Genomic DNA, 19,706 nt, shown 5'->3' with positions numbered 1-19,706 from the left:
CCCCGGTTTGGGGCCCGAATCCGCAGTTTGTCCTGAGTTGGGTACGCGCGGCTTCGGGCATGACTCCGGCCCGACTACCCCGCGACGACGGCGAGGGGGTCGGTCCACAGCGGGCGGAACGCGAGTTCGGCCGCGCCGACGAGCAGCCGGTCCGAGCCGAGGGCCGCGGTGCGCAGCTCGACGACCTCGGCGCTCTCGCTCATCGCGAGTCGCGAGACCTCGGCCACGAGGGTGTCGTGCTCGGCGTCGTCGAGCAGCGCGAGGAATCCGCCCAGCACGACGACTGCGGGGTTCAGCACGTTCACCGCGTTGGCGAGAGCGCTGCCGAGCACCCGGGCCTGCCGAGCGACCTCGGCCTCGGCAGCGGGGAGGGCTGCCTCGTCGAGCGCTGCGGCGAGCGCGGCGTCGTCGGCATCGTCGAGGCCGAGGAGCGCCAGCAGATGCCGCCGGTTCACCTCTTCTTCGAGCACCCCGTCGGACGTGCGTCGGTCGGCGTCGTCGTCGATGCGAGGGCGGTTGTGACCGAACTCCCCCGCGTAGCCGTTCGCCCCGGTCGCGGCCCGTCCGTGGATCACGAGCCCGCCGCCGATGCCCGAGGCGCCGCCGTTGAGGTAGACGAGTTCGTCGATGTCGCGGCCGGCGCCGAAGAGGTGCTCGGCGAGCGCCCCGAGGGTCGCATCGTTGTCGACGGCGGTGCGGATGCCGGTGAGCTCCTCGATCCGCGCGGCGAGAGGTTCATCGGTCCAGGCGAGGTGCGGGGCGTTGCGCACGACGCCGTCGGCGGTGCGCACGAGCCCGGGCACGGCGACGCCGATGCCGATCACGGTGCTGTGCAGCAGAGCATCCGTCTGCCAGTGCGCCAACCGGGCGGCGACGAGCGCGGCGACCTCGGCGACGGTCGGGGTGGCCGTGTTGACGATGCGCTCGCGCACGACGATGCGGCGGTCGAGGGCGACGGCGGCGATCTCGACCGCGTCGACCTCGGGGTGCACGCTGATCGCGACGACGGATGCCGAGGGCGCGACCACCGGCGAGGGGCGGCCGGCGCGCGACGAGGATTCCGGCGGGCGCTCGTCGACGAGTCCCGCGGCGGCGAGTTCGAAGACGAGGGCGGCGATCGTGGAGCGGTTGAGCCCGGTGGCCTCGGTGAGGGCCGATCGCGACTGGGCGCCGTCGTGATGGACGATCGACAGGATCCGCGCGAGGTTCGCTTCGCGGGAGCGCGGGGTGGTCAGGTCACGGGGCACGTTCCCACTTTAGGGGTGCGGATGCGGCCTGTCATCGGTTATGTTGTGAATCACAACTTATTGCGCCGCGGCATCCGCCCCGGCCCCGCAGACCACCGCAGCACTCGCAGAGGAGCGATCATGCCCACCCCCACCCGCGCCGACAAGTTCTCGTTCGGACTCTGGACCATCGGCTACAACGGCACCGACCCGTTCGGCGGCCCCACCCGCCCGGCGCTCGACGTCGTGCACGCCGTCGAGAAGCTGTCGGAGCTCGGCGCCTACGGCCTCACCTTCCACGACGACGACCTGTTCGCCTTCGGATCGACGGATGCCGAGCGCCAGACCCAGATCGACCGCCTGAAGGGTGCGCTCGCCGACACGGGTGTCGTGGTGCCGATGGTGACCACAAACCTCTTCAGCGCTCCCGTCTTCAAGGACGGCGGCTTCACCTCGAACGACCGCCAGGTGCGCCGCTTCGCGCTGCGCAAGGTGCTGCGCAACCTCGACCTCGCCGCCGAGCTCGGAGCCAAGACCTTCGTGATGTGGGGTGGCCGCGAGGGCGCCGAGTACGACTCGGCGAAGGACGTGCGCGCAGCTCTCGAGCGTTATCGCGAGGCCGTCAACCTGCTCGGCGACTACGTCACCGACAAGGGCTACGACATCCGCTTCGCGATCGAGCCCAAGCCCAACGAGCCCCGAGGCGACATCCTGCTGCCGACGCTCGGCCACGCGATCGCGTTCATCGACTCCCTCGAGCGCCCCGAGCTCGTGGGCGTCAACCCCGAGGTCGGGCACGAGCAGATGGCCGGCCTCAACTTCACCGCCGGAATCGCCCAGGCGCTGTACCACGGCAAGCTCTTCCACATCGACCTCAACGGTCAGCGCGGCATCAAGTACGACCAGGACCTCGTGTTCGGTCACGGCGACCTGCACAACGCGTTCTCGCTCGTCGATCTGCTCGAGAACGGCGGCCCCGGCGGGGTTCCGGCCTACGACGGCCCCCGCCACTTCGACTACAAGCCGTCGCGCACCGAGGACGAGACCGGCGTCTGGGACAGCGCCGCCGCCAACATGCGCACCTACCTGCTGCTCAAGGAGCGCGCCGCGGCCTTCCGCGCCGACCCCGAGGTGCAGGAGGCACTCGCCGCCGCGAAGGTCGCCGAACTCTCGACGCCCACCCTGAACGAGGGCGAGAGCTACGACGACCTGCTCGCCGACCGCGCGGCCTACGAGGACTTCGACGCGAACGCGTACCTCGGCGGCAAGGGATTCGGCTTCGTGCGTCTGCAGCAGCTCGCCACCGAGCACCTGCTCGGCGCCCGCTGAGTCCGGCGATGGCACTCGTCCTCGGGGTCGACTCCTCGACCCAGTCCTGCAAGGTGGTCGTCGTCGACTCCGTGACGGGTGCCGTCGTGCGCTCCGGCCGCGCCCCTCACCCCGACGGTACGTCGGTCGATCCCGAGGCGTGGTGGGTCGCGCTGCAGCAGGCGATCGCGGATGCCGGGGGCCTCGACGACATCGAGGCGTGGGCTATCGGCGGTCAGCAGCACGGCATGGTCGCGCTCGACGCCGAGGGCCGCGTCATCCGCGATGCGCTGTTGTGGAACGACACCCGCTCCGCACAGGCGGCCGACGATCTGATCGGCGAGTTCGGGGCATCCGTCCTCGCCGATCGCACCGGCCTCGTACCGGTGGCGTCGTTCACGATCACGAAACTGCGCTGGCTGCGCGATCACGAACCTGACAATGCCGCCAGGGTCGCCGCCGTCGCGCTGCCGCACGACTGGCTCACCTGGCGCCTGCGCGGCTTCGGACCCGAGCGGCCCGACCTCGGCGAGCTGGTGACCGACCGATCGGATGCCTCGGGCACCGGCTACTGGAATCCCCGCACCGGGGAGTACGACCGCGAACTTCTCGTCGCCGCGCTCGGCCACGACGCCGTGCTGCCGCGGGTGCTCGGCGCCCGCGAATCGGTGGCGGACGCAGCGGGCCGGCGCGTCGCGCCCGGTGCCGGCGACAATGCCGCCGTCGCCCTGGGCGTCGGTGCCCGGACCGGCGACGTGGTGGTGTCGATCGGCACCTCGGGAACGATCTTCGCGATGACCGACCGGGGCGTCGCCGATCCGAGCGGGATCGTGGCGGGCTTCGCGGATGCCGCCGACGGCTACCTGCCCCTCGTCTGCACCCTCAATGCCGCACGCGTGCTCGACGTGATCGCGCGCCTGCTCGACGTGGACCATGACGGATTGAGCACCCTCGCGCTGGAGGCGTCGCCCGGAGCGGGCGGTCTCGAACTCGTGCCGTACTTCGAGGGCGAGCGCTCCCCCAACCTGCCCGAGGCGACCGCGAGCCTGAACGCCATGACGCTCGCCTCGACGACGCGCGAGAACCTGGCGCGCGCCGCGGTCGAGGGGATGCTCGGCGGGCTGCGCTTCGGTCTCGACGCGCTCCGCGAGCTCGGCATCCCTCTCGATCGGGTGCTGCTCGTCGGCGGCGGCGCTCAGTCCCGTGCCGTGCGGGAGATCGCGCCGCTGGTCTTCGGGCTGCCGGTCGAGGTGCCGGAGGCGGCGGAGTACGTCGCGGTCGGCATGGCCCGGCAGGCGGCATCCGTCCTGGGCTGACCCGCGGGCAGGGTCAGGTGATCGTCGCGACGAAGACCGGGGTCATCGCGGCCATCATCGCGGCCGAGATGACCATGGTGACCGCGCGCGACACGGCATCGCCCGTCGGACTGCCCTCGGTGAGCTGCTCGATGCGCTTCTTGAGCTGACCCGACGAGATCGGGCCCACCTCGTCGCGCAGCAGCGGATGCGCCGCATTCATCCCCTGCAGGATCGCGAGCAGCGCGAGATCGGCCTGGGTCGGCGCGAGCGTTCCCGCGATCACGGCGGCGAGACGCGAACGCAGCAGCGTCTCGGGACCGGGATCGGACTCGGGAGTGCGCTCGGCGCCCCACCCGAAGAAACCCCGCTCACCCCGCGCCAGAACCCCCTGCGCGACCAGGGATTCGACGACCTCGTCGAGAGGATCGAGCTTCGACCGCATCACGAGCGACTGCAGCCTCTTGCCGTTCACCGGCGCGAGGCGGGAGAGCGCGGCGTCGAGCACCGGATGCCCGGTCGGCTCGGCGGAGACGATCGTGATCGCGGGGTTCTTGCCCTCCCCCACGGTCACGCGATGATGCAGCACGAGGTCGACGATCACGGCCGCGACCTCACCGAACAGGCGATTGGTGCTCACGCTCGACTCGACCCGGCCATCCGGCCGGAGCAGCAGCAGGTGGAGTTCCTCGACGATCAGCATGCCCTCACGGTATGCCGCGGCATCCGTCCGCCGCATCCCCCGTGAGGCGGATGCTGCGCGAGGGGGTAGGGCCCTTCGTCTCGTCGCTTCGCTCCTCGCTCAGGAACCGGGTTTCTTCCGGTCCCTGAGCGAGCGCAGCGAGACGAAGGGCCCGCCCCGAGTTACTCGGCCGCGGCGATCTTCTTCACGTCGTCGCTGTTGAGCAGACGGAACGCGAGGGCCGCGAGGGCGCCGCCGACGATCGGAGCGACGATGTAGAGCCACAGCGAGCTCCAGGCGAAGTGACCGCTGACCGAGAGGCCGAGCGCGACCGCCGGGTTGAAGCCGCCGCCCGAGATCGAGCCGACCGTCGTCGCACCGACGAACACCACGCCACCGATCGCGAGGCCGTAGAACGAGTTGCCCGCGGTTCCCTTGGCCGTGGCCACGTTCAGCACGACGTAGACGAGGAAGAACGTGAAGATCGCTTCGACGAGGAACGCCGGGCCGACCTGCACGACCATGGCCTCCTTCTCGGGCGCCCACCAGACGGCACTGACGAGCGCGGCCAGCACGCCACCGATGGCCTGGGCGACGATGTAGGCGATCAGGTCGGCGACGCTGAGGCCGCCGCGCACGAAGACACCGACCGTGACGGCCGGGTTGAGGTGGGCACCGGAGATGTGCCCGGTCGCGAAGATCAGCACGGCGAGCGCGAAGCCGATCGCGAGCGGGGTCAGCGCGCTGCCGCTGTTCACCGCGCCGATGATGCTGAGAACGAAGAGGAAGGTGGCGAGCGCTTCTGCGACCGCCTTGCGTGCCGTACCGGTCATGGAGATCCCGTTTCTCGAGTCTGGTGGTGCGCGATCCCCCCGGACCGCCGGCTGAAAACTATCGGCACCTCCCCCGGGCGTGTCGCGCGACGCGCGGCATTCCTGAGAAATCGCTGAACGAATATCACCCTGTCAAGCCCGTCGCCGAACGGATGCCGCGCCCCTAGTGTTCCGAGGATGACAACCGAAAAGGCCCCGGCGGCCGAAGCCCCGACGCGACTGCGGCGGGCGATCACCGGTCCGCTCCTGTTCGCCTTCATCCTGGGCGATGTCCTCGGTGCCGGCATCTACGCGCTCATGGGCGTGCTGTCCGAGAAGGTCGGCGGGATGCTGTGGGCACCGCTGCTCGTCGCACTCCTGCTCGCGCTGCTCACCGCGGGGTCGTACGCCGAACTCGTCACGAAGTACCCGCGCGCCGGAGGCGCCGCGGTCTTCGCCGAGCGGGCGTTCCGCAGTCCGGTCGTCTCGTTCCTCGTCGGCTTCAGCATGCTCGCCGCCGGTGTCGTGAGCGCCGCCGGCCTCTCGATCGCGTTCGCCGGCGACTACCTCGGCACCTTCATCGACCTGCCGACGACACCCGTGGCGATCGCCTTCCTCGCCGTCGTCGCGCTTCTCAACGCCCGCGGCATCCGAGAATCCCTCGGAGCGAACCTGGTCATGACCGCCGTCGAGCTCAGCGGTCTGGTCATCGTGATCGCCGTCGTCTCGGTGTTCTTCTTCGGCGGCGGGGGCGATGCCTCCCGCGTCGTCGAGACGCCCGAGGGCACCCCCGCGGCACTCGCCGTGCTCGCCGGCGCCGTGATCGCGTACTACTCCTTCGTCGGCTTCGAGACCTCCGCGAACATGATCGAAGAGGTCAAGAACCCGAGCCGCACGTACCCGCGCGCACTGTTCGCCTCGCTCCTCACCGCCGGCGTCGTCTACGTGCTGGTCGGTCTCGCGAGCTCGATCGCCCTGCCGGCCTCCGAGCTGCAGGAGTCCTCCGGCCCCCTGCTCGCGGTCGTCGAGGCCGCCGGGGCCAGCATTCCCTCCTGGCTGTTCAGCCTCATCGCCCTCATCGCCGTCGCCAACGGCGCACTGCTCACGATGATCATGGTCAGTCGCCTGACCTACGGCATGTCCGAGCAGAAGCTGCTGCCGGACGTGCTCTCGCGTGTGCTGCCGAAGCGCAAGACGCCATGGGTCGCGATCCTCGTCACCACGCTGGTCGCGATGGGCCTCACCCTCGTCGGCGACCTCGAGACGCTCGCCGCGACGGTCGTGCTCCTCCTGCTGATCGTGTTCCTCAGCGCCAACGTCTCGGTGCTGGTGCTGCGTCGCGACAAGGTCGACCATCCGCACTTCCGGGTGTGGACGTTCGTCCCCGTGCTCGGCATCCTGTCGTGCATCCTGCTCTTCACGCAGCAGAGCCCCGAGGTCTGGCTGTTCGGCGCCGTCCTGCTGGCCGTCGGAGCCGTGCTCTTCCTGCTCACCCGCCTCGCGCGACGACGCGCCGACACGACCACCCACCACCCCACCGAGGAGAACAGCCATGAGCACGCAGAATGACACCGCGAACGACGGCGCGAACGACGGCGAGGACTTCGAAGCGAACCGTCACGACCAGCTCACGTCGGCCCCCGAGTCGACCGAGGCGGATGCCGCTCCCCGCATCGACGTGAGCGAGCACGACGGCACGACGCGCATCGACATCCGCGACGACGCCGAGGTTCGACCCGGCGCCGGCCCGGGGATGCCGGAAGCCGACGGCGAGTAGCCCCGGCTCTCGGGCTCAGATCACTCGACGGGCGGCTCGACGCACGGCAGTGCTGCCGCGTTGACCGCTTCGCGATACTGCTCGGCGGTGAACGGCAGACCGAAATCGGGAGCGGTCTGGCCGTCGGCGGCCGGAGCCTTCGAGCCGATGGCCGCGAGCTCCCAGGCCAGGGACTGCGCGATACCCGCCCCCGCGGTCGAGTTGTTCAGCACCACGGCGACGGTGAATCCGCTCGCCGGGTCGGAGTACGCGGCGGTCGCGTACCCGGGCGTCCACCCGTGCTGACCGACCATCGAACCGACCAGGAACGCGCCGCCCGTGGCCTGGTACCAGGACTCCGCACCGTCGAACGCGGGGAGCGGCGCGGCGAAGCGGTCGGGCTCCTCCTTCGTGCGCAGCACCTGACGGGCTTCGGCCTGCGCATAGCGACCGAGGTCGGCGATCGTCGAGACGGCACCCGAATCGGTGAACCCCGAGCTCGACGACATCTTCGTGATGTCGACGGGGGCGCTGCACGCGAAGCCGCCCTCGACCGGGTTCAGGTAGTGGCCCTGGAGCACGTCGCCGGTCGACGGCGTCGCGGAGGTCGAGGGCGGGAGCGACGTGTTCGCGAGGCCGAGCGGCTCGGTCACGTACTCGGCGATCAACTGCGACGCCGACATCCCGGAGGCGCGCTCGAGCGCGAGGCCGAGCAGCAGGTACCCGGCGTCGGAGTCGCGGTACGTCGTCGCCACGGGAGTGCGCGGAGCGGCGAGGCCGAAGCCGGCCAGCTCGAGCGGAGCCCACACGCGGTCGGGGGTCTTCAGCCACTCCGCCTTGATCTTCTCCTCCGACGACCCGAGGCCCGAGGTGCCGTTGCAGAGGTCGAGGAGGGTGACGTCCTCGAGGTCGGGCACGCCCGACACGTAGTCGGGAACGGCGCCGTCGAGGTCGACGGTGCCCTCGTCGGCGAGCGCGTAGAGCACATCGCACGTCATGAGGCGCGTGACATCGGCGATGCGGAACGACATGTCGACATCGACCGGAGTCTCACCACCGGGCTCCTGCGAGCCGACGCCCGTCACCCACTGGCCGCTCCACGGGGCCCAGACCCCGACGATCGCGGCCGACGAGCCCGACGCGCGGATCGCGTTGTCGACGGCTTCCTGCATCTGCGCGGTCATGTCGTCGGGCAGAGCGCCGTCGACCTGCGCCGGAGGCTCGTAGGTGAAGCTGTCTTCGGAGGTGCATCCGGTGAGGACGAGTCCGAGCACGACCGCACTGGCCGCGGCGGCGCGCCAGCGGCGCGACGAGAGAAGCTGCATGTAGGAAACCCCCGGAGATGTGTCTCCCGATTCTAGAGCGCCGAGCCTGAAAGACGACATCGAGCCCTCGGCATCCGCCGACGTTCTATGGTGATCTGGTGCCCCACATCTTCGATGACGCCGTGACCGCCGCCGTCCTGCACCACATGAACGACGACCACACCGACGACAACCTGCTCATCGCCCGTGCGTTCTCGACGGCATCGGATGCCGAGGTGACGGATGCCGTCATGACCGCGTTCGACGGCGACGGCGGCACCTGGCAGGTCACCCGTGCCGGCGAGACCACGGAGCTCGTCGTGGCGTGGCCGGGCGGATCGATCACCGAGCGTCCCGAGGTTCGTCGGGAGATCGTCGCGCTCTACGACGCGGCCTGCGAAAGGCTGGGCATCGAGCCCCGTCCGCACGCCTGATCCGGGGTCGTCACAGGGTTTCGCCAAAGGTAAGGCTGCCCTTACACTGAAGGCATGCCCGAGATCCTCTCCTTCTCCGCCGCCCTGCGCGAGCGCTCGTCCGGATCGCACTCCCGCAGCGAGACCGCCGGCTTCATGTCCGACCTCCTGAAGGGCGAAGGCTCCCGCGAGGACTACATCTCGCTCGTCGCCCAGCACTACTTCATCTACGAGGCGCTCGAAGGTGCCGGCGACCGCATGCGCCAGGACCCCGTGGCCACCGTCTTCATCAGCGACAAGCTCACGCGACTGCCCGCGCTCGAGGCCGACCTCGAGTTCCTGCTCGGCGCCGACTGGCGTTCTCAGATCGTGCCGCTGCCCACCACGCAGCGCTACGTCGAGCGCATCAACCAGGTCGGCGCGACCTGGGCCGGCGGATTCGTCGCCCACCACTACACCCGCTATCTCGGCGACCTCTCGGGCGGCATCTTCATCGGCCGCGTGATGGCGCGCCGCTTCGGCTTCGAGACCAACGGCATCGGGTTCTACCTCTTCGATGACATCGCCGACCCGGCGGCCTTCAAGGACGTCTACCGCGAGCAGCTCGACGCCGCCCCGTGGGACGAGGCCGAGCGTGAGCGCGTCATCGACGAGGTGCTGCTCGCCTACCGCTTCAACACCGAGCTCTTCGAAGACCTCGACCGGGCCCGCGCCGCGGCGTAAGTCCTTGGGGCGCCCTTCGTCTCGTCGCTGCGCTCCTCGCTCCGGAACCGGGTCTCATTCGGAACCGGCCCCTGAGCGAGCGCAGCGAGACGAAGGGTCAGGCCTTCGGGAGCTCGGGAGTCGAACGCGCGATCCAGGCTTCCCGCATGAACCGCCGCACGTCCTCGTCGACGCGGATGTCGCTCGGGCGCAGCGCACGCGACAGGTAGAGGCCGTCGAGCGAGGTGAGGCGGCTCAGCGCGACGTACGTCTGCCCGGGCGCGAACGCCCCGGATCCGAGGTCGATCACGGCGCGATCGTAGGTCTTGCCCTGCGACTTGTGGATCGTGACCGCCCACGCCAGCCGCAGCGGGAACTGCGTGAACTCGGCCACCACGTCACGGCTGAGCTTCTTGGTGTTCTGGTCGTAGGCGTACCGGAAACGCTCCCAGACCGCCGGCTCGACGTCGACCTCCTCGCCGTCGATGTCGACGCGCACCGCACCGCCGAGAATGCGCAGCACCGTGCCGATCGTGCCGTTGACCCACCGCGGCGGCTCCCCCGACATGGCGGTGTCGTTGCGCAGGAACATGACCTGCGCGCCGACCTTGAGCTTGAGCTCCGACTCCGCCGGCAGCGACGCCTCGCCGCGGCCGAAGTCACCGCTGACCTCCGCCCGCGCGGTCTGCTCCTTGCCCGGGAGAGCGGCGAGGTGGCGGCTGTTGATGCCGTTCACGATGTCGTTTCGGGTGGCGAGGGTGATCATCGGCACCTCCCCCGGCTCGGGGTCGGGAGGGGTACGCGCGCCCTGCGTGTTGAGCACGCCCGCGATCTCGGCGGTGACCCGCCCGTAGCGCACGGCGTTCAGCATCGCCTTGAAGCCGTCATCGGACTGCCGGTGGATCTGCACGAGTTCTCGCACGTGCAGCTCGGCACGGGTGTCGACGGCGAACAGCCCGTCCTGGTCGGAGGAGCCTTCGCCGCCGCCGGTGCCGGCCCACACGTGCGCATCGAAGAACCAGAACGAGCGGTAGTGGTCCTTGACGTAGCGGGCCTCGTCGCCGCGGGGCGGCACGGGCGCCAGCTGATACGGGTCGCCGAACATCACGACCTGCACCCCGCCGAACGGCTCGCCCCGACGCCCGCGCGCCTGGCGGAGCGAACGATCGATGGCATCCATGAGGTCGGCGTTGACCATCGAGATCTCGTCGATGACGAGCGTCTCGATCGCGTTGAGGATGCGCCGGGTCGCGTCGTTCTGATCGATGTCGCCGTCGGCGATGAGGCCGATCGGCAGCCGGAACAGCGAGTGGATCGTCTGCCCCTCGACGTTCAGGGCCGCGACGCCGGTCGGCGCGCAGATCGCGATCTGCTTCTTGGTGTTCCAGGCGAAGTACTGCAGCAGCGTCGACTTGCCGGTGCCCGCACGCCCGGTGATGAAGACGTGCTCGTTCGTGTCCTCGATGAGTCGGAAGAGCTCGTGCTGTTCTTCGGACAGGGCAGGAAGGGACACGGTTCTCGCAGAGGAAGACGGACGGATGCGGGCGCCCCACCATGCTACGGCTCGCCGCGCGACGCGAGGTGTCGGCGCTCGGCTTCGTCCCAGGACGCTTCCCTAGACTGACCCCATGGACGGGGTGGAGTCTTCGGCGCGCAAGCGCGCGCGCGTGGGGGTCGATCTCACGATCCTCGCCCTCGTCGGCATCGTCCTGGTCGCGGCCCTCGGCGCCGGCGGAGCCGTGCTCTACAAGGACTACTACAGTCCGTCCGCGTTCGTCACCCGCTACCTCGACCTGCTGTCCTCCGGCCGCGCCGCCGACGCACTGCGCGTTCCGGGCGTCGCCGTCGATCGCGAGACCCTGGATGACGCGGGACTCTCGCCCACGGCATCCGAGGCCCTGCTGCGCCATGCGGCGCTCGCTCCGCTCACCGACGTGCGCATCGAGTCCGAGAAGGCCGTCGACGACGGCTTCGCGGTGACCGTCGGCTACTCGGCCTCCGGTCACCCCGGAAAGACGACGTTCACGGTCACCCAGGACGGCTGGGAGGGCGTGGCCCCGCGCTGGCGGTTCGACGACAGCCCGCTCGCGGTCGTCGATCTCACGCTCCGCGGGGCCGACCAGTTCTCGGTCAACGGCTTCGCGGTCGACCGACGGCAGGTCTCGGCCGCAGGGACGGACGCCGCTCCCCTCGATCCGTTGCCGCTGCTCGTCTTCACCCCGGGCCTGTACGCGGTGACGGTCGACACCGCCATCTCGGAGTCGTCGGGCATCGGCGTGCTCGCCGACACGCCCCTGGCCACCACCCCGCTCGACGTGCAGACGACGCCCACCGAGGAGTTCCTCTCGGTCGTGCAGGAGCGCGTCGAGGAGTATCTGACGAGCTGCACCTCGCAGGAGGTGCTGCAGCCGACCGCCTGCCCCTTCGGCATGGAGGTCAAGAACCGCATCGCCACGCTGCCCGCGTGGTCGATCGTCACGCAGCCGACGGTGACCGTCGAGCCCGACGGTTCGCAGTGGCGGATTCCGCCGACGGATGCCGTGGCCCACGTCGAGGTCGAGATCCGTTCCCTGTTCGACGGGTCGATCCAGACGGTGTCGGAGGACGTGCCGTTCCAGGTCAACGGGACGATCGTGATCCTCGCCGACGGCACGGCGTCGATCCGCGTCGGTTCGCCCGAGGACACCCCGGCCGGCTAGTTGTGATGTCCAGGGACGTTGTTGCGTGAATCGCGGTTGATCTGTCGATGAGTGAAGGCCTCCCGTTATGGAGTGGAGCTGTCTAGGAACCGCTTCTCACAACAGGAGGCCTTCGTGTCCCACGCTAACGCTGCTCTCACTCCGCGTGCTCGCCTCCGGTTGGCTCGGCTGATTGTCGATGACCGGTGGGCGGCGGTGGTCGCGGCGAAGATGTTCATGGTCTCGCCCGTCACGGCCCGCAAATGGGCTGCCCGGTATCGCGCTGAGGGCATCGCCGGGATGAGTGATCGGTCCAGCCGTCCACGCGCAATGCCCACGAAGACGGCGCCGGAAACGGTCAAGAGAATCAGGCAGTTGCGGTGGCGGCGCCGGCTCGGACCCGCGCAGATCGCCGGCGAGCTCGGTCTCCCGGCTTCGACTGTCCATGCCGTGTTGGTGCGGTGTCGCATCAACAGGCTCAGCCGCATCGACCGGGTCACCGGGGAGCCGATCCGCCGCTACGAACACGATTACCCGGGTCGATGATCCACGTCGACGTAACCAAGTTCGGCAACATCCCCGATGGCGGCGGGCACAAGTTCCTCACCCGCCAGCAGAGCAAGCCACCGCGATCGGTGTCCTACGCCGCGCGGTCGCTTGGTTCGCCGAGCGCGGCGTCACCGTCGAGCGCGTGCTCTCTGACAACGGATCCGCCTACCGCTCACACGTTTGGGCCGACGCCTGCGCAGAGCTCAGCATCCGCCACAAACGAACCCGCCCCTACCGTCCGCAAACGAACGGAAAGATCGAGCGATTCCACCGCACCCTCGCCGACGGCTGGGCATACGCACGCTTCTACGAATCAGAGACCGAACGGCGAGCAGCACTACCCGCCTGGATGCACTTCTACAATCATCACAGGCGCCACTCCGCCATCGGAGCCCCACCCATCAGCAGGCTCAACAACCTGCCTGGACATCACAGCTAGTCGGCGGGTGGCTCCGGCTCAGCTGCGCCCGGCCTCGGCGTTCTGGCGGTCGCGCTCGGCGATGCGGGCGAGCTTGGCGTTGTACTCCTCGAGCTCCGCGTCTCCGGTGCGGTCGGCGTGACGGTCGCGGCGCTTCTGCAGCTTGGTGTCGCTGCGGCTCCACTGGATCGCGACGGTGATGGCGAGGATGAGCGTGGGGATCTCGCCGATCGACCAGGCCACGCCGCCGCCGATGTACTGATCGTCCATCGGGTCGGGTCCCCAGGTGCGGCCCATCGAGCCGAACCAGTCGGCGACCATGAGGCCCTCCTGCATCATGATCGCGACGCCGAAGAACGCGTGCATGGCCATGATGGCGATCAGGGTGATGAGCCGGCCCGGATACGGCAGGCGGTACGGGATGGGGTCCTCGCCGATGAGCGTCAACACGAAGAGGTACCCCGAGATGAGGAAGTGGATGACCATCCACTCGTGCCCGAGGTGCTCGAACATCGACCAGCGCACGAGGTCGGTGAAGTAGAACGCCCACAGCGACAGGATGAAGATGCCCGCCGCGACGAACGGATGCGTGACCACCTTCGAGAACGGCGAGTGCACCGCCCAGAGGATCCATTCGCGGCCGCCGCGCGTGCCGTCGTCGCGCTTGTGGATCGCGCGCAGCGCGAGCGTCACCGGGGCACCCGACACCAACAGCAGCGGGATCGCCATCGACAGCATCATGTGCCCGAGCATGTGCACGCTGAACAGGTACTCCTGGTACGCGTTGATCGGGCCGCAGGTGACCCAGACGAGCAGCAGCATCCCGAGCACCCAGAAGACGGTGCGGTGGATCGGCCAGCGATCGCCGCGCCGCTGCAGACGGATGACGCCGGCGATGTAGAGGAAGAGCCCGAACCCGGCGGCGACGAGCCACAGGATGTCGAGGTCCCATGACGTGAACCAACGGTCGAGGGTGAACTCCGGCGGCACGTTCGAGCGGGTCAGCACCTCGGCGGGGGTCTGCGCGAACGCGGCCTCCTCACCGGTCGGCGGGGGCGTGCGGGCGAGGGCCGCGGCAGCCCCCGAGGCGAGCCCCATGAGGGCGACCTCGCAGAGCACCAGCATCCAGAACCAGGCGGATGCCCGGGGGCCGTCGAGCTTGGGGATCAGACGCGCGCGGTACCAGGCGCCGAGCAGGCCCATACCGCCCAGGAGCACGACCTTGGCGAGCAGGATCGCGCCGTACGGCGTCGCGAGCTGGCTCCAGTCGCCGAGGGCGACGACCGAGCGGGCGACGCCCGAGATCGCGACGACGAAGAACGCGGCGATCGCGAGCGACGAGTAGCGTCGCACGAGCTGCGCACCGTCGACGCCGTCGCGTCCGCGCAGCAGCACGATCAGCAGCAGACCGCCGAGCCACACCGCGGCGCCGATCGTGTGCAGCAGGATCGAGTTGACCGCGACCGTGTGGCCGGCGAGATCGCCCGAGTGCCCCTGCGTGGCGAGGGGGAGGAAGGATGCCGCGGCCAGGAGCGCCGTGATGAGCGTCGGCGTCCACGTGCGCCAGGCGAAGGCGAGCACCGTGATCACGGAGCCGAAGATGGTCGTGATCAACCACGACTGACCCAGGGCCGTCTCGAGCAGGTAGCGGCCGAGCTGTGCGCCGAACTCGCGCTCGATGCTGAGCTGCGGGTTGAACGCGGCCATGAACGTGAGGAACGCGGTGAATCCCGCCGAGATCGTGAAGACCGCCGCCCCGATCGAGGCGATGTTGAGGGCTGTGTCGAACGGCTTCTCGCCGCTCTTGAGCGCGAACAGGGCGAGCACGAGCGAGCCGAGCATCGCGGCGGCCGCGACGTTCATCGTGAGCTTGACGATCGGGGTGGCCCACATGACGAAGGGGCCGGGATCCTGCAGCAGCAGGGGTGCCGCTCCCCCGCCGACGATCAGCGCGGCGACGACGCCGACGATCGCGGCGACGGCGAGGATTCCGATGCCGGCGAGGCGGTAGGCCGACGCGCTCGATCGGGTCGTCGCGGCGCGGGTGTTCACCCCTCCAGCCTAAGCCGCGGCATCCGTGCCGGCTGACGTGGCGCTGGATGCTGCAGGCTCTCTGCCGGGGACGCAGAAGGCCGCCACCCCGAGGGGCGGCGGCCTTCGACAGGAAGCGTCTTACTTGACGGCTGCCTTCAGCTTGGAACCAGCGGTCACCTTGACGCGCTTGCCGGCCGGGATCTTGATCTCGGCGCCGGTCTGCGGGTTGCGGCCGGTGCGAGCGGCGGTGTCGACCTGCTCGAACGAGATCCAGCCCGGGATCGAGACCTTGCTGCCCTTGGCAACGGCGTCGGAGACCGTGGAGAACAGCGCGTCGAGGACACCCGAGACGGTGGCCTGGCTCTGGCCGGTGGCGCTGGCGATGCTCGCGACGAGCTCGGTCTTGGTGATGGACTTGTCAGCCATGTCATCCTCCAGCGACGAGGATCTCGTCGCATCGTTGTGTGGATCGGAGCGGATGCCCCTGGTCGAGTGACCGCCTTGAATGTATCAATGACCACCCCCATTTCCGCGTCATTTCGCGGGTTTTGGTCATTTATTGGGCGTGTTGCACGACTTTTGTCACTCCAGTCACAGGTTTTCGGGCGTATCCCGACGCTTTTCAGGGCCGGTGCGCCGCGATCACGGCCTGCGCCGTGCGCTCGAAAGCGGGCGATACACGGTCGTCTCCGTCGAGGTATCCGCCGACCAGAGCGGCGTCGCGGAGCAGCACGAGCGAGGCCGCGACCTCGGCCGGCCGCTCGAGACCGGCCGCTCCGGCGACCTGTTCGAGCGTGCTCCGGAACCACTCGCGGTGCTCGTCGATCATCGCGCGTACGGGTCCCTCGCCGTCGGGGTACTCGGCTGCGGCGTTGATGAACGGGCAGCCGCGGGTGTGCCGCAGGCGGATGTCGGCGACGATGCCGTCGATGACGGCGTCGATGAGCCGCGTGGGGTCGGTGACGGCGGATCCCGCCTCGGCGAACATGTCGCGCAGCATCCGATCCTCGTTCTCGAGGTAGGCGAGCACGAGGTTCTCCTTGCCGCCGAACTGCTTGTACAGCGTGGCGCGCGTGACCTCGGCCTCAGCGATCACGCGGTCGACGCCGACCGCGTGGATGCCCTCCTCGTAGAAGAGGCGCGTGGCGGCCTCGATCAGGCGTGCGCGGGCGGGGCTCAGGCGCTTCGTGGTGTCGGTGCTCATGGTGGGTCCTCCCCCTCATCGTGGCATCCGTTCGGCGATTTCTCGATTCTCGGGAATACCTTGCGGTAGATAGAACGTTCGGTCTACTATCAGCGTAACGCACTTCCACCCCGCAGGACCGAACACAGGAGAAGATCATGAACAGCACCGACAAGACCCCCATCGTCCTCATCCACGGACTCTGGATGACCCCGAAGAGCTGGGACACGTGGGCCGAGCGCTTCCGCGCACAGGGCCACGAGGTCATCGTTCCCGGATGGCCCGGCATCGACGACCGCACCGTCGACGACATCCGCCGCGACCCCTCGGCCCTCAAGGGCATCGGCCTGAAGCAGATCGCCGACAACTATGAGCGCATCATCCGCGCACTCCCCGTCAAGCCGATCATCATGGGCCACTCCTTCGGCGGCGTGCTCACGCAGATGCTCGCCGACCGCGGCCTCGGCGCCGCCTACGTGGGCGTCGCTCCCGGACAGACCGCCGGCGTCACCGCCCTCCCCCTCTCGACCCTCTGGACCGGTACCCCGATCCTCTCCAACCCCTTCAGGCGCAACGGCGCCAAGCCCCTCTCGAAGCGCCACTTCCACTTCACCTTCGGCAACGACCTGTCGCACGCGGCATCCGACGCCCTGTGGGAGGAGTACGCGGTCAACTCGTACAACCGGGTGTTCTTCGAGGGCGTGACCTCGGTGCTCAACGAGAAGGGCGGCGTCACGCACGTCGACTACGCCCGCGCCGACCGTGCTCCGCTGCTGCTCATCGCCGGCGAGATCGACCACGTCGTGCCGCCGGCCATCGTGCGGGCGATCGAGAAGAAGTACCGCGCCTCGGGCAGCCCCGCGATCGTCGACTACATCGAGTACCCCGGACGCACCCACCGCCTCGTCAGCCAGGACGGCTGGGAGCAGATCGCCGACCACGCCCTCGCCTGGGCGGTGCAGCACGCCGAGGCATCCGTGGCGTGAGGGGTGCGGCTCCGCACCCCGTTGGGCGGCTCCCGCACCCGCACGCGCACCCGCACCTGCACCCGCACCCGCACGAACGGAGGAGATCTCGCGTTCTACAGGACAGGATTCTGATTCTCGTCCTGCAGAACGCGAGATCTCCTCCGCTGCGGGCAGGCTCGTCGACCACCGATGGCGTCAGGCACGGTGCTTCCCCTGCGCGACCGCCTCCATGATGACCGCCTGAACCTCGGACCAGCGCTCCATCACCTGCTCATACCCGAACCGCAGCACCGTGTACCCGCGAAGCACCAACTGAGCGTCATGGGCGATGTCGCGAGCGCGCTGCGCCCCGACATGCGTGCCCCCGTCGATCTGCACGACCAGGCGTTCGCCGATCAACAGATCGACCGGCCGATCGATGATCCACACCTGGGGGATCATCGGCAGGCACATCCACCGCAGCCGGTAAAGGAAGATCGTCTCGAGCCCCGAGTCGGCATATGGCCGAGCCTGCTCGAGCACTGCGCGCGCGGCGGCCGGGAGATCGAGGCCGCGCAGCCGCGCAGCATCGACGAGCCCCTTGTTCATCGCGGATTCCCAGATGACCAGAGCCGTCTCGAACGGTTGGCACTGTGCGACCACGGCGAGCGAGTTCACGAGATCGTCGACGGTCGTGTCGGGCGACCGCGGAACCACGGGTCTCGACCAGTGCACGACCACGCGGGACGGCACGACGACGCGCCCCGCATGCCTCGGCGCGACGACGTGCAGCGCACTGACCTCGGACACCCACAGCCCATGGCGCTCAGCCGCGGTGACGCACCCCAGGATCACGCCGCGTTCGATCGCTCCGACGACGCGCGGGTCGGCATCCGGAAGAGCAACCCATCCACGACGGATCGTGCGCACGTCGCCGCGCTCTCGCGCGCGGCGCAGCGAATGGGCACTCACGCCTGCGGCGTTCAGCGTGGCGGTTCGGGCGATTCCTCCGCGGCGGGAGAGTTCGGCGAGAGCATCCATCCGTCGATCCTGCGCCGCCCCGACCAGCTTTCGGCGCCCAGATGACGGATGCTGTGGACTGAGCCGAGCACTGTGCCAGCTGTGCAGAAGCGCTCCCCGGGAGGAGAACTCTCCTTGCGCAGGGGCAATTCCTCCTCCGCGGGCCCTCACGCCTGAGATCTCCTCCGTTGCAGGGGGAGGGAGTCAGGGCCGTGCAGGGGGAGGGAGTCAGGGCCGTGCAGGGGGAGCGTCAGGGTAGCGCGGCGTGAAGCACCCGACATGGGGCACGTGAGTTGCGCTCGCTGAGACCAGCGGGCACCGATAGCGCAGGAGAACTCTCGCTTTGCAGGAGCGGATGCCGGAAGCGATCCTGCAGAGGGCGAGAACTCCTCCCCGACGCGCACGACGCACCCCCACACACACAGAAGGGGCGAGGATCCGAAGATCCTCGCCCCTTCCGGACCCCGAGACGAGCTCAGGGACCGAGAATGCTACTTACCAGCTGGACTTGGTCACGCCGGGCAGCTCGCCACGGTGCGCCATGTCACGGAAGCGGACACGCGAGATGCCGAACTTCGTGAGGACACCGCGGGGGCGGCCGTCGATGACGTCGCGCGAACGCACGCGAGCCGGCGACGCGTTGCGCGGCAGCTTCTGCAGGCCGACGCGTGCGGCCTCGCGGGCCTCGTCGGTGGCGTTCGGGTCGACCAGGGTCTTCTTCAGCTCGGCGCGACGCTCGGCGTAACGCTCGACGATGACCTTGCGCTGCTCGTTGCGAGCGATCTTGCTCTTCTTAGCCATTGATCAACGCTCCTCTCGGAATTCGACGTGCTTGCGGACGACCGGGTCGTACTTCTTGAGCACGAGGCGGTCGGGGGTGTTGCGGCGGTTCTTCTTGGTCACGTACGTGTAACCCGTACCCGCCGTCGAACGCAGCTTGATGATCGGACGTACGTCCTGAGCCTTCTTGGCCATTAGAGCTTCACACCCTTCGCCTGGAGGTCCTTGACCACGTTCTCGATGCCGCGGACGTCGATCACCTTGATGCCCTTGGCGGACACGTTGAGCGTGATCTTACGACCGAGCGACGGAACGAAATAGGTCTTCTTCTGCACGTTCGGGTCGAAGCGACGCTTCGTCCGGCGGTGCGAGTGCGAGACGTTGTGACCGAAACCGGGAACAGCTCCGGTCACCTGGCACACTGCTGCCATGATGACTCCTTCTATACCGTGAGGCCGGACGGCCCCACCCAAGATCCCTTGTCTGCACGCCATCCACCCCTCGGGACGAACAGCATGCGAACTGCGCACAGGAGTGTGCACAGACAATCGCCAATGCTATCACAGCGCCAAGGGATGCCGATAACGCCGAAAGGCCCG

20 protein-coding genes and 1 pseudogene are annotated in these 19,706 nt (G+C 69.0%); 9 read left to right on the top strand and 12 right to left on the bottom strand.

Annotation, left to right across the window (positions count from 1 at the left end; genetic code table 11):
- Positions 1-74: 74 nt before the first annotated feature.
- Entirely contained in the window at positions 75-1,247 is a 1,173-nt protein-coding gene (locus ACI2JZ_RS07940) for an ROK family protein (protein ID WP_404597125.1), read from the bottom strand.
- Positions 1,248-1,367: 120 nt separating this feature from the next.
- On the opposite strand from ACI2JZ_RS07940, the gene xylA reads away from it, so the two are divergent.
- Both xylA and xylB read left to right on the top strand, forming a co-directional pair.
- Positions 1,368-2,555, top strand: a complete 1,188-nt coding sequence (gene xylA, locus ACI2JZ_RS07935) for a xylose isomerase (protein ID WP_247624237.1) — start codon at positions 1,368-1,370, stop codon at positions 2,553-2,555.
- An 8-nt stretch (positions 2,556-2,563) separates the two neighbouring features.
- Entirely contained in the window at positions 2,564-3,850 is a 1,287-nt protein-coding gene (gene xylB / locus ACI2JZ_RS07930) for a xylulokinase (protein ID WP_404597124.1), read from the top strand.
- Positions 3,851-3,863: 13 nt separating this feature from the next.
- Here xylB and ACI2JZ_RS07925 read toward each other — a convergent pair whose 3' ends face one another.
- Entirely contained in the window at positions 3,864-4,532 is a 669-nt protein-coding gene (locus ACI2JZ_RS07925; RefSeq protein ID WP_404597123.1) for a GPP34 family phosphoprotein, read from the bottom strand.
- A 161-nt stretch (positions 4,533-4,693) separates the two neighbouring features.
- Complete coding sequence (locus ACI2JZ_RS07920) at positions 4,694-5,344, bottom strand: MIP/aquaporin family protein (RefSeq protein ID WP_247957134.1); 651 nt, start codon at positions 5,342-5,344, stop codon at positions 4,694-4,696.
- A gap of 177 nt (positions 5,345-5,521) precedes the next feature.
- Here ACI2JZ_RS07920 and ACI2JZ_RS07915 point away from each other — a divergent pair, with 177 nt between their 5' ends.
- Positions 5,522-6,892 (top strand): APC family permease, encoded by a 1,371-nt coding sequence (locus ACI2JZ_RS07915; protein WP_404597122.1) that lies wholly within the window; start codon positions 5,522-5,524, stop codon positions 6,890-6,892.
- On the top strand, positions 6,876-7,100 hold the full coding sequence (locus tag ACI2JZ_RS07910) for a multidrug transporter (protein ID WP_247633572.1): 225 nt from the start codon (positions 6,876-6,878) through the stop codon (positions 7,098-7,100). Before ACI2JZ_RS07915 ends, ACI2JZ_RS07910 begins: the two co-directional genes overlap by 17 nt.
- 20 nt (positions 7,101-7,120) lie before the next feature.
- On the opposite strand, the gene ACI2JZ_RS07905 is transcribed toward ACI2JZ_RS07910, so the two are convergent.
- Complete coding sequence (locus ACI2JZ_RS07905; RefSeq protein WP_404597121.1) at positions 7,121-8,404, bottom strand: serine hydrolase domain-containing protein; 1,284 nt, start codon at positions 8,402-8,404, stop codon at positions 7,121-7,123.
- A 98-nt stretch (positions 8,405-8,502) separates the two neighbouring features.
- On the opposite strand from ACI2JZ_RS07905, the gene ACI2JZ_RS07900 reads away from it, so the two are divergent.
- Both ACI2JZ_RS07900 and ACI2JZ_RS07895 read left to right on the top strand, forming a co-directional pair.
- Positions 8,503-8,817, top strand: coding sequence for a DUF2470 domain-containing protein (locus tag ACI2JZ_RS07900; protein ID WP_247624230.1), 315 nt, complete (start codon positions 8,503-8,505; stop codon positions 8,815-8,817).
- A 54-nt stretch (positions 8,818-8,871) separates the two neighbouring features.
- Positions 8,872-9,519 (top strand): heme oxygenase (biliverdin-producing), encoded by a 648-nt coding sequence (locus ACI2JZ_RS07895; RefSeq protein ID WP_247624229.1) that lies wholly within the window; start codon positions 8,872-8,874, stop codon positions 9,517-9,519.
- Positions 9,520-9,616: 97 nt separating this feature from the next.
- Here ACI2JZ_RS07895 and ACI2JZ_RS07890 read toward each other — a convergent pair whose 3' ends face one another.
- The gene (locus ACI2JZ_RS07890) at positions 9,617-11,011 is read right to left on the bottom strand and encodes an ATP-dependent RecD-like DNA helicase (RefSeq protein WP_404597120.1); all 1,395 of its coding nucleotides are present in this window, start codon (positions 11,009-11,011) and stop codon (positions 9,617-9,619) included.
- Positions 11,012-11,126: 115 nt separating this feature from the next.
- On the opposite strand from ACI2JZ_RS07890, the gene ACI2JZ_RS07885 reads away from it, so the two are divergent.
- Together ACI2JZ_RS07885 and ACI2JZ_RS07880 are read left to right on the top strand one after the other, a co-directional pair.
- Positions 11,127-12,197 carry a hypothetical protein gene (locus ACI2JZ_RS07885; RefSeq protein ID WP_404597119.1) on the top strand — a complete coding sequence of 357 codons (1,071 nt, stop codon included), beginning with the start codon at positions 11,127-11,129 and terminating at the stop codon, positions 12,195-12,197.
- 114 nt (positions 12,198-12,311) lie between these two features.
- Positions 12,312-13,164: pseudogene (locus ACI2JZ_RS07880) on the top strand (IS481 family transposase).
- An 18-nt stretch (positions 13,165-13,182) separates the two neighbouring features.
- On the opposite strand, the gene ACI2JZ_RS07875 reads toward ACI2JZ_RS07880, so the two are convergent.
- The 3 genes from ACI2JZ_RS07875 to ACI2JZ_RS07865 all read right to left on the bottom strand — a co-directional run bounded on the left by ACI2JZ_RS07875 (position 13,183) and on the right by ACI2JZ_RS07865 (position 16,381).
- Positions 13,183-15,195: a cytochrome c oxidase assembly protein gene (locus ACI2JZ_RS07875; RefSeq protein ID WP_247633567.1), complete on the bottom strand. Its 2,013-nt coding sequence runs from the start codon at positions 15,193-15,195 to the stop codon at positions 13,183-13,185.
- 120 nt (positions 15,196-15,315) lie between these two features.
- Complete coding sequence (locus tag ACI2JZ_RS07870) at positions 15,316-15,603, bottom strand: HU family DNA-binding protein (protein ID WP_247624225.1); 288 nt, start codon at positions 15,601-15,603, stop codon at positions 15,316-15,318.
- Positions 15,604-15,799: 196 nt separating this feature from the next.
- On the bottom strand, positions 15,800-16,381 hold the full coding sequence (locus tag ACI2JZ_RS07865; protein WP_404597118.1) for a TetR/AcrR family transcriptional regulator: 582 nt from the start codon (positions 16,379-16,381) through the stop codon (positions 15,800-15,802).
- A gap of 137 nt (positions 16,382-16,518) precedes the next feature.
- Here ACI2JZ_RS07865 and ACI2JZ_RS07860 point away from each other — a divergent pair, with 137 nt between their 5' ends.
- On the top strand, positions 16,519-17,346 hold the full coding sequence (locus ACI2JZ_RS07860) for an alpha/beta hydrolase (RefSeq protein ID WP_404597117.1): 828 nt from the start codon (positions 16,519-16,521) through the stop codon (positions 17,344-17,346).
- Positions 17,347-17,523: 177 nt separating this feature from the next.
- Here ACI2JZ_RS07860 and ACI2JZ_RS07855 read toward each other — a convergent pair whose 3' ends face one another.
- The 4 genes from ACI2JZ_RS07855 to rpmB all read right to left on the bottom strand — a co-directional run bounded on the left by ACI2JZ_RS07855 (position 17,524) and on the right by rpmB (position 19,538).
- The gene (locus ACI2JZ_RS07855; protein WP_404597116.1) at positions 17,524-18,348 is read right to left on the bottom strand and encodes a type IV toxin-antitoxin system AbiEi family antitoxin domain-containing protein; all 825 of its coding nucleotides are present in this window, start codon (positions 18,346-18,348) and stop codon (positions 17,524-17,526) included.
- Between the two features lie 474 nt (positions 18,349-18,822).
- A complete protein-coding gene (rpsN, locus tag ACI2JZ_RS07850; RefSeq protein ID WP_017829734.1) occupies positions 18,823-19,128 on the bottom strand; it encodes a 30S ribosomal protein S14 in 306 nt (101 codons plus the stop codon).
- Positions 19,129-19,131: 3 nt separating this feature from the next.
- Positions 19,132-19,302 carry a 50S ribosomal protein L33 gene (rpmG, locus tag ACI2JZ_RS07845; protein WP_046014935.1) on the bottom strand — a complete coding sequence of 57 codons (171 nt, stop codon included), beginning with the start codon at positions 19,300-19,302 and terminating at the stop codon, positions 19,132-19,134.
- Positions 19,302-19,538 carry a 50S ribosomal protein L28 gene (gene rpmB, locus ACI2JZ_RS07840; protein WP_017203559.1) on the bottom strand — a complete coding sequence of 79 codons (237 nt, stop codon included), beginning with the start codon at positions 19,536-19,538 and terminating at the stop codon, positions 19,302-19,304. Before rpmB ends, rpmG begins: the two co-directional genes overlap by 1 nt.
- Positions 19,539-19,706: the final 168 nt, after the last annotated feature.

This window comes from Microbacterium sp. NPDC087868 (assembly GCF_044900755.1).
Classification (GTDB): Bacteria; Actinomycetota; Actinomycetes; order Actinomycetales; family Microbacteriaceae; genus Microbacterium; species Microbacterium galbinum.
This window is presented reverse-complemented; position numbering and strand designations above follow the sequence as displayed.